The sequence below is a fragment of the Gillisia sp. Hel_I_29 genome, from assembly GCF_000744275.1.
Taxonomy (GTDB): domain Bacteria; phylum Bacteroidota; class Bacteroidia; order Flavobacteriales; family Flavobacteriaceae; genus Gillisia.
The window spans coordinates 166,689-179,830 of the sequence record NZ_JQLP01000003.1; the positions used below are offsets into that span (position 1 = coordinate 166,689).

The 13,142-nt window shown below is 33.3% G+C and carries 9 protein-coding genes; 5 read left to right on the forward strand and 4 right to left on the reverse strand.

Annotated features, from left to right (window positions below; all coding sequences use genetic code 11):
• Nucleotides 1-5: 5 nt before the first annotated feature.
• Nucleotides 6-590, reverse strand: a complete 585-nt coding sequence (locus P163_RS04410; protein WP_034888068.1) for an ACP phosphodiesterase — start codon at nt 588-590, stop codon at nt 6-8.
• A gap of 102 nt (nt 591-692) precedes the next feature.
• Between P163_RS04410 and glmM the strand changes: the two genes are divergently transcribed.
• Complete coding sequence (glmM, locus tag P163_RS04415) at nt 693-2,078, forward strand: phosphoglucosamine mutase (RefSeq protein WP_034888075.1); 1,386 nt, start codon at nt 693-695, stop codon at nt 2,076-2,078.
• A 6-nt stretch (nt 2,079-2,084) separates the two neighbouring features.
• Here the strand turns inward: glmM and P163_RS04420 are convergent, their stop codons facing one another.
• Complete coding sequence (locus P163_RS04420) at nt 2,085-2,996, reverse strand: lysophospholipid acyltransferase family protein (RefSeq protein WP_034888077.1); 912 nt, start codon at nt 2,994-2,996, stop codon at nt 2,085-2,087.
• A gap of 53 nt (nt 2,997-3,049) precedes the next feature.
• On the opposite strand from P163_RS04420, the gene P163_RS04425 reads away from it, so the two are divergent.
• Entirely contained in the window at nt 3,050-3,697 is a 648-nt protein-coding gene (locus P163_RS04425) for a rhomboid family intramembrane serine protease (RefSeq protein ID WP_034888081.1), read from the forward strand.
• A gap of 51 nt (nt 3,698-3,748) precedes the next feature.
• Nucleotides 3,749-4,435 carry an SIMPL domain-containing protein gene (locus P163_RS04430; protein ID WP_034888083.1) on the forward strand — a complete coding sequence of 229 codons (687 nt, stop codon included), beginning with the start codon at nt 3,749-3,751 and terminating at the stop codon, nt 4,433-4,435.
• 74 nt (nt 4,436-4,509) lie between these two features.
• On the opposite strand, the gene P163_RS04435 is transcribed toward P163_RS04430, so the two are convergent.
• Nucleotides 4,510-5,625 carry a TlpA disulfide reductase family protein gene (locus P163_RS04435; RefSeq protein WP_034888085.1) on the reverse strand — a complete coding sequence of 372 codons (1,116 nt, stop codon included), beginning with the start codon at nt 5,623-5,625 and terminating at the stop codon, nt 4,510-4,512.
• Nucleotides 5,626-5,761: 136 nt separating this feature from the next.
• On the opposite strand from P163_RS04435, the gene P163_RS04440 reads away from it, so the two are divergent.
• Nucleotides 5,762-8,134, forward strand: coding sequence for a cell surface protein (locus tag P163_RS04440; RefSeq protein ID WP_034888087.1), 2,373 nt, complete (start codon nt 5,762-5,764; stop codon nt 8,132-8,134).
• Here the strand turns inward: P163_RS04440 and P163_RS04445 are convergent.
• Nucleotides 8,119-9,306 carry a Pycsar system effector family protein gene (locus P163_RS04445; protein ID WP_034888091.1) on the reverse strand — a complete coding sequence of 396 codons (1,188 nt, stop codon included), beginning with the start codon at nt 9,304-9,306 and terminating at the stop codon, nt 8,119-8,121. The genes P163_RS04440 and P163_RS04445 overlap by 16 nt on opposite strands.
• A gap of 56 nt (nt 9,307-9,362) precedes the next feature.
• On the opposite strand from P163_RS04445, the gene P163_RS04450 reads away from it, so the two are divergent.
• Complete coding sequence (locus P163_RS04450; protein ID WP_034888093.1) at nt 9,363-13,082, forward strand: metallophosphoesterase; 3,720 nt, start codon at nt 9,363-9,365, stop codon at nt 13,080-13,082.
• Nucleotides 13,083-13,142: the final 60 nt, after the last annotated feature.

Sequence of the window (13,142 nt, forward strand, 5' to 3'; positions counted from 1 at the left end):
TGAAGTTATAAGGTGATTATTTTTTGGGCAGCAAATTGTTCCAATTCTGGGAAGAATGTTCTAAACTCTATTTCAAAAAGTTCATAATAAAGTTTCAATTCTTTTACAGCAAGATCCATTCTAGATCTATTTTCTGTCCTTCTATTCATCTGGAAAAGTATTTTTCCAATTCCTTCTATACTGGCATAGCTTAATAGCCAATTATCCTCTATCATATATGGAAGAAAATTCTGAACTTTTTTGGGTAGATCAGACTTTCTATTTGTAAGTAATTGATAAAAATTATTTACATAAACATCTAAAGGAATATCAGAGAAATCTTTCCAATTGGCTGCAAGATAATGATCATACAAAATGTCTATAATTACGGCGCTGTAATGACTGTATTCTGGAAACAATCTATGAACGCTTTGCTTTACAACAGGATGAGAATCTGTAAAACTATCTATAGTCCGGTGTAGAACTATGCCTTTTTGAATTTCTAACGGATAAGTAAGATATTTTTTACCTTTAATAGAGTCTGCAATAAAATTGCCGATCTTCAAATCATTATCTTCTCCTGAAAGATAAATATGTGCAAGATAGTTCATGCCGACAAGGTAACAATTATAGTTTAATTTGTGTTAACTTTTGGGGTGTAGCGGGATAGGTTGGTATATTTGCGAAATCATAAAAACAGAAATTTTAAAAGTATGAGTTTAATAAAATCAATATCAGGAATTCGTGGAACTATTGGAGGAAAGCCTTCAGAAAATCTAACTCCTATAGATGCTGTGAAATTTGCGGCGGCTTATGGAAGTTGGTTAAAAACAGAACATCCTAATCAGAAACTTAAGGTGGTAGTTGGTAGAGATGCAAGAATTTCAGGTTCTATGATCCAACAGTTGGTGATGAATACCTTAATAGGTCTTGGTATTGATGTAATAGATCTAGGACTTTCTACAACTCCTACAGTAGAAATTGCAGTCCCTTTAGAGAAGGCTAACGGAGGAATAATTTTGACGGCAAGTCACAATCCGAAACAATGGAATGCTTTAAAATTACTGAATAATAAAGGAGAGTTTTTAAGTGGAGATGATGGTGCTAAGATCTTAGAAATTGCAGACAACGAAGGTTTTGATTTTGCAGATGTGGATGATCTTGGTGAAGTTACTGTTATAGAAGATTACATAGATAGGCATATAGATCAAGTTCTTGATCTAAAATTAGTAAATGCAGATGCTATTGCTAAAGCGAATTTAAAGGTTGTTGTAGATGCAGTTAATTCTACCGGTGGTATAGCAATACCAGCATTGTTGAGAAAAATGGGAGTTGAAGTTGTAGAGCTATATTGTGAGCCTAATGGTCATTTTCCTCATAATCCTGAACCTCTTAAAGAACATTTAGGGGATATTAGTAAACTGGTAGTAAAAGAAAAAGCAGATCTAGGTGTGGTGGTAGATCCAGATGTAGATAGACTTGCTTTTATAGATGAAAAAGGGGAGATGTTTGGTGAAGAATACACTTTAGTTGCCTGTGCAGATTATGTACTTAGCAAAACTCCTGGAGCTACAGTTAGTAATCTATCGTCTTCCAGAGCTTTAAGAGATCAAACTGAAAAACATGGACAAAAATATAATGCAAGTGCTGTTGGTGAGGTGAACGTTGTTCAACTTATGAAAGATACAAATGCTATTATTGGAGGAGAAGGTAATGGGGGTATTATTTATCCAGAATCTCATTACGGACGAGATAGTCTTGTAGGAGTAGCATTGTTTCTAACTTATTTTGCTGAGAAAAAAACAACCATATCTGCTTTAAAAGAATCATATCCGGTTTATTTTATGAGTAAGAATAAAATTGAATTGACTCCAGGAATAGATGTAGATGCTATCTTAGAAACTGTAAAGAACAATCATAATTCAGAAGAGATCTCTACAGTAGATGGGGTGAAAATTGATTTTTCAGAAAATTGGGTTCATTTGAGAAAATCAAATACAGAACCAATTATTAGAATTTATACAGAAGCAAAAAGTCAGCAAAAAGCAGATGATCTTGCTCAAGAAATGATTGAAGAGATAGAGGCTATTATTGCCTAATTTTATTTAGTCTCTTTTAAAAGTTATGGCTTTATTTGGGATGGGAGTATTTCTATGCTTCCATCTCTTATGAGTCCATAAATAATATTCCGGTTCATCTCTGATCTGTTTTTCCAATTCTGTTAAGAAAGCATTGGTAATCTTATAATCTGGCTCTTCGCGCGGTTCATAAGTGATAGGCTTAAAGGTAGCCTCATAAAAGCCTCTTTTCAATTTTACAACATGTAAATAAAGTACCACCATATCTGTAGTTTTGGCTAACTTTTCTGTTCCAATAAATACAGGAACCTGGTAACCTAAGAATTCTGTCCAGTACTTAGCTCTGGAAATTTTAGGAGATTGATCTGCAATCATCGCATACACACCTAATCTTCCTTTTTCTTGATTTTGTTCTATGGTGCGTGTTGCTTGAATGGTAGTAATAAGTTCGCCATCAAATCTTCCGCGAATATCCTTCACCATTTTGTCAAAATATTTATTCTTTATCTTCTTATATACTCCATAGCCTTTATAATCAAGACCATATAATTGTAATGCATTTACCCATTCATAACTGGCATAATGTCCACAGATAAGAACAATGCTTTTATTAGTTTTTAGGATCTTTTCAATCTCCTCTATATTTGTAAAGGTAAAGCGAGATTTTAGTTGCTTATTAGAGATAGAGATGCTCTTTATCATTTCCAGAAACATATCGCACATATGACGGTAGAATTTCTTTTTTATCTCCTTTATCTCAGATTCAGATTTTTCAGGAAAAACAAGACGTAAATTCTCACTTACAGTTTTAGATCTGTAACCAATAATGTGATACACGAGAAAGTAAATAAGATCTGAGATCTTATAGAATAGCCAGAACGGTGCAATAGAAATTAGCCATAAAAAAGGATAAACCAGCCAGAAAACTAAACCTTGCATCAATAAAAATTTCAGCAAATATATGGTATATTTGGCACTAAACACAGGTATGTATGGGAGATTTAAGTATAGTAACTATTGTAATAATAGCAGCAAACGTGCTTATATCATTTAAGGGTTTTAACGATTCTATCTTTTTTGAAAAGTATAAATTCAATATTGCAGATATTAATAGGGGTGCTAAATATCAAATCTTTACTTCAGGATTTTTGCATGTAGATACTTCACACTTATTCGTGAACATGCTAACGCTGTATTTCTTCGCCAACGTAGTTCAATTTTGGCTGGGACCAATTGGCTTTTTACTAGTCTACCTAGTGAGTTTGATCTTTGGAAACCTGCTAAGTTATTTCTTTCATAAGAATGAACCGGAGTATACTGCCGTAGGTGCTAGTGGTGCAGTTATGGGAGTGTTGTACTCTGCAATTTTATTGAGGCCGGATATGATGTTAGGACTGTTCTTTATTATACCAATCCCGGCTTACATCTTTGGAATTGGTTATTTGTTGTACACCCTTTATGGAATGAAGAAAAGATTAGGGAATATAGGTCATGATGCCCATTTTGGTGGTGCAATTGGCGGATATGTTATCACTTTAATTTTGGCACCTTATGTAATAGAGCAGCATCTATTGATGGTTTTTCTACTAGCAATTCCTATTGTAGTGTTATTTATTTTACAAAAATTAGGAAAGATCTAAGCTTGGTACTCTTATTGTAATATTTATTTAAAATCAGTAAAACTCAATCTTATGAAATCAATTTTAATTTTATTTGCAGCAATTAGCACGTTCGCATTGCAAGCTCAACAAATGCCAAGTCCCCCTATGGTAATGGTTACGGGAGAAGGATCTGTTATGGTTACTCCAGACCAGGTCACCATTAAATCTCGTATCGAGCATACAGGAGATGATGCACAACTGGTGAAGAAGCAAAATGATGAAGTGGTAGATAAGGTTATTAAATATCTAAAGTCTGAAGGAGTGAAAGAAAAGAACATTCAAACAGATTATGTGAATTTAAATAAGAATTACAATTATGATAGTAAGACGTATAGTTATGTTGCTAATCAGGCAATATCTATAAAGTTGGACGATCTGAAGAATTATGAAAAAATAATGAGCGGTCTGCTTAAAGCGGGCTTAAATAGAATCGATGGTGTGCAGTTCAAATCCTCAGAAATGGAGAAATATGAAGCTGAAGCTAGAAAATTAGCGGTATTAGATGCTAAAACGAAAGCTGAAGAATATGTAAAACCATTAGGGCAAACTATTGGGAAAGCTATTTCTATTAGTGAGATAGAAACTAATAATTTTCCCCCTATGTATAGAGCAAATGAAATGATGAAGGCAAGTGCAGATGGTGCTCAACAAGAAACTATCGCTCCAGGGGAGTTAGAAGTTACTGCTAAAGTAAATGTTGGGTTTCAACTAAACTAAAACCTGAAAAATCACTTATAAAAAAAACCGCAAGTTGATTCTTGCGGTTTTTTTATTCAAAATATTATAAGATTCTATTTTTCTAATAACTCTTTAATTTTCGCTTCTAACTCATCTCCTCTTAAGTTTCGGGCTACAATAACTCCATTTTCATCTAAGATAAATTGAGCAGGAATAGCTCTCACTCCGTAAAGTTGAGCAATAGGATCTTGCCAGAACTTTAGATTTGATACTTGGTTCCATGTTAATTTATCATCTGCTATAGCTTGTATCCATTTGTCTTTTTGATTTTCTCTATCTAAAGAAACTCCTAAAATATTAAATCCTTTGTCGTGGTATTTTTCATAGATACGTACAACATTTGGATTTTCTGCTCTACAAGGCTTACACCATGCTGCCCAAAAATCTATAAGTGTTACTTTACCTAAAGATTCATTTAAAGAGATCTCTTTGCCTTCTGGGTTGGGAGCTGTAAAGTCTGGAGCTTTGCTTCCAACTTCTACCGCATTTCTTTTATCTAAATTTTCTTTTAAGCTTTTGGCAATAGGAGTATTCTTAACGTCGTTAGAAAGTGACTCATAAAGTTCATTTACTTCCCCTACTTGAGCTCCAAGATTAGCCATATCTGTAAGCACAAGAACAGAAACAAACATGTTTGGGTTTTCTTGTACTAATTGCTTTTTAAAGGTCATGTCATTATCCTTTAGAGCACCTTCTTCTTTACCAAGATCTGCTAATTTTGCGGTGTCTCTAGAAGTTGTCATGATCTCACGCCCCTTCATTCTTAAATTCATTACTTTCTTATTAAGTTCTTTTAAGTGATCTAAATAAGAGAAGAACAATTTATTTTCTTTACCACCGGTAACTTCAGAGGTTTGAAGACTGTCTTTGTAAACTTTAAAATCGATGGTTTCATTTTCAGAAATGAAGATCACATTTCCATTGATACCTTCAATATTTAAAATACTAAGATTAGATTGGGTAACCTCAGGAAGGTCTATGGTAAAATTACCATCTTTTATGGCAGCCGAATCTTTTTTAACGGGTTGAAGGTTGGAATCTAGCTCAGAGATATAAACCATTTTTCCATCCTCAATATTGGTTGCATCTCCAGTAATAGAATACCCTTTTTTTTCATTATTACATGCTATAATACTTACAAGTAATATAAGCGATAAGAATTGTTTCATAAATTGATTTATTATTTTTGCAAAAGTACGTAACTAGCTTTGGATAACGATTGGTTCTTTATAAAAAATTGTTAATTTATAAGCTGTGAAGTAGCATGGATAAAAGAAATAGTAATTTTATCTTATATTACCAATTATGAAGAATCAGATACAGGACTTTCCTTTAGATATTAAAATTAGTTTCCATAAAATTATAGATCAATACAAGGATTTGATCCATAATGAACATAGCAGTATCGCTAAAAGCTATATGGAAGATGTTTTGGATTATGTATCTTCTTTTCCCAAGCTTGTGGAAGGTTTGGATGATCCTGAAGATCTGAATAAATATAAGGATGCTATTAGAATTTTATTGGACGATCTTTTTCCAAATATTCTTACTAATAATGAGATTAAGGCGGCTTCTCTACCTTTCCATAATATCGTTTTTAATTCTACAAAAAGATTAAAAGGGATTCTTGCAAATGCGGGAGAAGAATTTGAACTTTCTATCAGAAATTTAGACGAAGATATGTTCTATGTATATGGATGTATCTTAATTCTAAATCATCATTATGGCTACACCATAGATTTTTCACGCCCTTTGTATTATGATATTCCTGATGCTAACGGAATTCTGAAGCATTATAAGATCGCCTTAAATGCCGATTTTATAGATATTACCCCTACAGAAACAGCTATAGATATTACAGAAGAAGATGTAGATCTTTTAATACAGAATATAGATGATATTGATCTGTGGCGAAAAATGTTCCCACCACTAAGCTGGATATTTAGAGGATTTACAATTACAAATCTAATAGATGTTACGGTAGATGACGCAATTTCAGAACTTAAAACAACACTTTTACATCCTGAAACTTCAGACCAAGAAGAATTATTAAAATTCAAAGAGATCTTTCAATCTATCTATAAAGTTTCAGATCTAAGGGTAGGCTTTACTGTTTTCAATAAAAGAGAGATGGTATTTGAGCGTATGAATACCAAAAATGCTCACAGTTTTATTTTGCATGATAAGTTGGTGAACGATTGCACTACTGGAATCTGCTCTACATCATTTCAAAGGTTAATTGAAGATCAGACCTATTTTACCATTGCTAATATTGATGAATATTCAAAGCTAAATGATAATAATCTACTCGCTCAAAATTTAAAGGCTAATGATGTAAAGAGTTGTATTCTTGCTCCAATTGCCAATGACAAAGAATTGTTAGGGATTCTTGAACTGGTATCATATCGAAAAAATGAACTGAATAGTATAAATGCCATTAAATTGGATGATGTTTTGCCGTACATTGTTACTGCGGTAGAAAGAAATAGGAATGAGTTCGAAAATAGAATAAAAGCGGTCATTCAAAGTGAGTGTACTTCTATTCATCCTAGTGTACTCTGGATATTCGAAAAAGAAGCCAAACAATTTATTAATGATCTAGATGAAGATGGTCTTGCCTCTTTCAAAGATATCGCCTTTAAAGATATATATCCTCTTTACGGACAAATTGATATTGTAGGCTCTTCTGAAGCGCGAAATGTAGCTATTCAGAAAGACCTTTTACATCAACTAGAGCTTATAGATACCATTATAAACAAGGCCTACGAAATTGAAGAATTGCCAATTTACGATCAGGTTAGATTTAGAATTAAGGAGTTTGAAGATGATCTTCATGAAAATTTAAATGCTTCTAGTGAGCAAAAGGTTTTCAATTTATTACAAAGAGAGGTTAATCCTCTTATGGAGCATCTAACTAATCAATCTGAAGAATTAACAGCATTGGTAGATGAGTATCAAGATCAACTTAATCCGGAAACTGGAGTAGTTTACAATCATCGTAAAAAATATGATGAAACGGTACAACGCATTAATAGAACAATGGCTCGTTTTCTAGATAAGAGTCAGATAGAAGCTCAAAAGGTCTATCCTCACTATTTTGAGAGATATAAAACAGATGGAGTAGATCATAACATGTATATAGGACCTTCTTTGGCTTTTAACAAACCTTACAACAAGGTTTATCTATATAATCTACGATTGTGGCAATTGAGTACTATGGTAGAAATGGAGAATAGATTCTATCAGCTTCAAAAAAGTACTCCTATGAAATTGGAGGCGGCATCTATGATCTTAGTTTTTAATAGCACTTTGTCTATTAGATATAGAATGGATGAAAAGAAATTTGATGTAGATGGTACTTATAATGCCAGGTACGAAATTATTAAAAAGCGAATTGACAAAGCTTACATTAAGAATACCGAAGAGCGTATTACACAGAAAGGTAAAATTGCTATAATTTACTCTCAAAGTAGCGATGAAAAAGAATATTTAAGATATATAAAGTATTTACAGACTAAGGATTATCTGGGTGATAATGTAGAGTTGCTAGAACTGGAAGATGTGCAAGGAGTAATTGGATTAAAGGCTATCAGGGTAAATATTTTATATCACCCTGATGAAACCTCTACAGATAAGTCTATAACTTATGAAGATCTTGTTGATTATTTAAGTAAGTAAAAAGCAATTACAAAGCTAATTACAGAACATATCATACCCACCATAAATACTGTATAGGTAAGTCTTAGTAGCATATATTTTCTATGTAAAACCTTACCTAAAAGGTGTAAGTCTAACATTAAAGATTCATATACATAATTTTTATCTTTTATGATCTCGTTAAGTCCCCATTTAAATTGATCGAATGGCATTTTGTGAAAATTCCCGAAGAATAAGAGGTTGATTTTTCTTGTTTCTACCTGTTCTCGTGTAAATTCTCCGGTAGTTACATTAGGTCTTGTAGACATAATAGACAGGATTATAGATGCCACACTAAAAACTACAAGAACCAAAGTGGGAATTAATAAGTGTCTATTGGATACAGCATCTAATTTGGGAATAAGATTAGAAAGTGCCAATGAGATGATTATGGCGTTTACAGAAAGCAAAATGTTTGCTTTTGTATCTGCAATATCACTTAGTTTAATATGATTTCTAAGTGTAATTCTAAATAAACTCTGTATACTACGCTCTGGATTATTGTTCTTATACTCTGCCTTTAGCTTTGCTTTTGTATCCTCTTTCTTATTTTTTTTATGTTGTTTATTTTGAGCTTCTAAAATTTCTAACAAGTTACTTTCTTTTTCAGGTTGCCATTTCCTAAGAGCATAGTTGGTATAGTACTTATGTTTTTCAGTAAATACTTTAATATTTTCCTGTCTCCATTCTTTTTCAGAAAAATTATGAATGTTCAAAAGCTTAAGTTCTTGTCTAAGAAGTTCGCTAGTCTCTCCAAAATATTCTTTAGCAAAATGTGAAGAGTCGGCATCTCTAATAATCTCCTGAATCTCTGTTTTAGGAGTATAATTCATCTGAGTTGCTCCTATGCAGCTAACTACCATTTGGATTAATTCCGTATCTGCATTATGTTCTTTTAGAAAGTCTTCAGCAATCTTAATGCTCTCCATTTCATGACCTTCATAGGTTACAGTAAAACCAGTGTCATGAAGCCAAGCAGCAAGCATTAGCGCCTCTGCCTCTTTAACATTAATTTCAGAATTGTCAATTAATTCTTTAGTACTTTTAGCCACTCGCTGCGTGTGGTTGTAGTTGTGATATATAAAGGTATTTGGTAAATTCTCTTTAAATAATTTAAAGGTGAATTTCTCTGCATTTTTAATTAAATCTGTCATCAAATTTCTATTAAGATCACGCCAAATTAGAAAAAAAAAACGTCTCTTCGATTTCTATGAAAAAAAATAACATAATTCTAACTATCCTTGGATTATTCTTAATTTTAAGTTGTTCAACATACGCTCCCAAATATAGAACTGGGGAGCCTACAAGTAATTTTGAATATCCATTAAATAAGAAAATAGAGAAAACCTTTTATTTAGTGGGAGATGCCGGCTATTCACCGCCTGGAGGCTCTTCTGCCGCGCTTTTGGCTTTTAAAAGTTATATAGATTCTGTAAAAAGTAAAGATAATTACGCTATTTTTTTAGGGGATAATATTTATCCTGTTGGAATGCCTTCTAAGAACGATCCCTCTAGAGAACAATCTGAATATAGATTGGATGCACAGCTGGATGCTTTAGAAAGTTACGATGGAAATGTAATCTTTATCCCTGGAAATCATGATTGGTATAGTGAAGGCATTGAAGGCTTAAATAGACAAAAAGATTATTTAAAGGAAAAATATCCTGAGAAATTAAAATGGGCTCCAGATACCGGTAATGGTTTTGAAAGTGTAGATATTTCAGAAAAGATACAACTATTAATAATTGATTCTCAGTGGTATTTAGAAGATTGGGACAGGCATCCTTTAATTAATGATAACAGTCCACAGATCAAATCTAGAGAAGCAATGTTCAATGCCCTTGCTTCAGAATTAGATAAAAATCAGGATAAAACCGTAGTAATAGCATTGCACCATCCGGTGTTCACCAATGGTGTTCATGGAGGACAGTATAATTTTGCAAGACATATATATCCGGCCCAGAAGAAAATTCCTATTCCAGTGCTTGGTTCTTTGGCATCTTTAATTAGAACCAGTGGAGGAGTATCTATTCAAGATGCTCAAAATGAACGTTATAAATCTCTTGCTGCTAGATTAAAAGCCTTAGTGCAAAACCATAAGAGATCCATTTTTGTTTCTGGACACGAACATGGGCTACAATATATAGAGCATGATAGTATTCGCCAAATAGTATCTGGTTCTGGATCTAAAGATTCTTATGTTGTATTAAGTAATGATGGACTCTTTGCTTCTGCAGGAGAAGGTTTTGCCGTTTATGATGTTTTTGAAGATGGTTCTTCTTGGGTAAGCTATTTTGGCAGTGAAAATAATAAGCCGGTATTATTATATCAAAAAGAAGTCTTTGAAGCTCCAAAAGAGTTTGATAGCTCAGATTTTCCTGAAGATTTTGAAGCAACCAAAATAGCGTCGGTTTATAGTAAAGAAGAAACCGAGAAAGGTGAAGCCTTTAAAACGCTTTGGGGTGATAGATATCGCGCATTATATGGAACAGATGTTACTTTAAAAGTTGCAGATCTTGATACGTTATACGGAGGTTTAACTCCAATTAGAGAAGGTGGAGGTCACCAAACTATTTCTGTAAGAGTTAAAGATTCTTTAGGTAGAGAGTATAATTTAAGAAGAGTTAAGAAAAAGGCTATACAATTTTTGCAAACTGTTGCTTTTAAGGGTGATGCAATGCAAGATGGATTGGAGAATACAATTGCAGAAGACTTGGTTCAGGATTTTTATACCTCTGCTCATCCTTATGGTTTTCTTGCTATCCCTACGCTTGCAGATGCAGTTAATATTAATCACACCAACCCTAAGGTATATTATCTTCCGAAGCAAAAAAGATTAGGTAAATATAATAATGGACACGGTGATGAGATCTATATGATAGAGGAAAGACCGGAAGAAGGCTGGAAGGGTTATCCTTCATTCGGATATCCAAATGAAGATATCATAAGTACAGAAGATATGTTCGAGAAGCTTAGAAAAGATGAGAAATATAAGTTAGATGAAGCTGCATATGTTAGAGCTCGTGTTTTTGATATGCTTATTGGAGATTGGGACAGACATAGTGATCAATGGAGATGGTCTGAAAAAGATACAGAAGATGGTTTACATATGTTTGAACCGGTGCCAAGAGATAGAGACCAGGTATTCTCAAATTTTGACGGTGCGTTCTTTGGTACTTTGAGAGGAATAAGTGGTTTTGCAAAACAATTTGCGGTTTACGGTGAGGATATCAATAACGTTAAATGGTTTAATACCGCTGCCACTGGATTAGATAGAGAATTGTTACAAAATGTAGGTAAAGAAACTTGGTTGCAGCAAGCAAAATATGTGAAAGAACATATCACAAATGATGTTATTGAAGATGCTTTCTCTAAACTTCCACCAGAAACTCAAGGGGAAACTTCTAAAGATCTAATACAGAAGTTAAAGGGTAGAAGAGATGATATTGTGGATATTTCTAAAAGATATTATGATTATTTGGCAACCTTAGCGATCGTGACTGGTACAGATAAAGATGATTTTATTGATATTACCAGAATGCCAAATGGTCTTACAAATGTAAAGATCAGTAGAGATAAAAATGGGAAACGGGCAGAAATTTTAAGTGAAAAAACGTATAGTAAAGAAGAGACCAATGAAATCTGGATCTACGGGTTGGATGATGATGATAAGATAAACGTTGGAGGAGAGGGAGATAATTATATATTTCTAAGAATTATTGGTGGGCAGAATAATGATGTATATAGTGTGAAAAATAGCAACAAGCTAAAGATACACGATTATAAATCGCAGCCCAATACATTTATCGAGGCTAATTCAGCTAAAGTGAGACTGTCTGATAGTTATAATAGAAATACTTATGATAAAGATAAAAAGATCTATTCTTCTAATAGCATTACTCCGGGATTTGGGTATAACCCAGATGAAGGATTTAAGATAGGCGTGGAAAGTGTAAAATCTAATTTTGATTTTAAGAGAAACCCGTTTACTTCTCAACATACTTATGGTGTGGGATATTACTTTGGTACAGATAGTTATTATATTTCGTATGCAGGAGAATTTGCAAATATTGTAGGTAATTTCAATTTAGAAGTTGGAGGATATTTCAATAATCCGAATTTCACTCAGAACTTTTTTGGTTATGGAAATCAAACCAAGAATTATGATGACGATTTAGGGTATGATTATAATAGAGTAGGAGTTGGAAAATTAGGAATTCACTTAGGACTTGTACGCCAATCTCCTTTTGGAAGTTATTTTGGATACAAAGCTACATTTGAAACGGTTGAGGTAAAAGAGGATGAAGGTAGATTTATAACCAATGATTTTGTTTCTGATGATCAAAATCTATTTTCAAGAAAATATTTTGCAGGAGCAGATGCGATGTATAGATATGAAAGTTATGATAATATCCTAAATCCTACCAGAGGGATGAAGTTTGAACTAAATTTAGGAGGACAGGTAAATACTGCAGATGTAGACCAGGTTTACGGTTATTTCAAACCTTACTTAGGGTTTTATAATGCGCTAATACCAAGTAGAAAGCTCGTATTAAAATCTTCAGCGCAAGCCCAAGTTAATATAGGAGATGATTATGAGTTTTATCAATCTGCTCAATTAGGAGGAGATAACGGATTGCGTTCATTTAGAGAAGACAGATTTTCCGGTAAGAAATATTTTGTTGCAAGCGGTGATCTCCGTTATAGTTTTGATCAATTTAAAACACGATTTTTACCACTTCAGATAGGTGTTTTTGGAGGATATGATATAGGTAGAGTTTGGTCTGAAACAGATGCAAGTAAGGCATGGCATGATAGCTACGGTGGAGGATTTTGGATTAACAGTGCAGGTTCCTTGAGTGGAAATGTAAGTCTCTTTTCTGGAGATGAAGGAGCCAGAATAAGTGTTGGTTTAGGTTTAACATTCTAAGAATAAAATGATATTGAATAAAAAAAGCCCGATCAATAGATTGGGCTTTTTTATGAATAT

Excerpts from the sequence above, each read along its gene's own strand:
- P163_RS04440 (WP_034888087.1), top strand. The coding sequence starts at position 5,762 with ATGAAGAATCAGATACAGGACTTTCCTTTAGATATTAAAATTAGTTTC.
- P163_RS04410 (WP_034888068.1), bottom strand. The coding sequence starts at position 590 with ATGAACTATCTTGCACATATTTATCTTTCAGGAGAAGATAATGATTTG.
- P163_RS04450 (WP_034888093.1), top strand. The coding sequence starts at position 9,363 with ATGAAAAAAAATAACATAATTCTAACTATCCTTGGATTATTCTTAATT.
- P163_RS04445 (WP_034888091.1), bottom strand. The coding sequence starts at position 9,306 with ATGACAGATTTAATTAAAAATGCAGAGAAATTCACCTTTAAATTATTT.
- P163_RS04435 (WP_034888085.1), bottom strand. The coding sequence starts at position 5,625 with ATGAAACAATTCTTATCGCTTATATTACTTGTAAGTATTATAGCATGT.
- glmM (WP_034888075.1), top strand. The coding sequence starts at position 693 with ATGAGTTTAATAAAATCAATATCAGGAATTCGTGGAACTATTGGAGGA.
- P163_RS04430 (WP_034888083.1), top strand. The coding sequence starts at position 3,749 with ATGAAATCAATTTTAATTTTATTTGCAGCAATTAGCACGTTCGCATTG.
- P163_RS04425 (WP_034888081.1), top strand. The coding sequence starts at position 3,050 with ATGGGAGATTTAAGTATAGTAACTATTGTAATAATAGCAGCAAACGTG.
- P163_RS04420 (WP_034888077.1), bottom strand. The coding sequence starts at position 2,996 with ATGCAAGGTTTAGTTTTCTGGCTGGTTTATCCTTTTTTATGGCTAATT.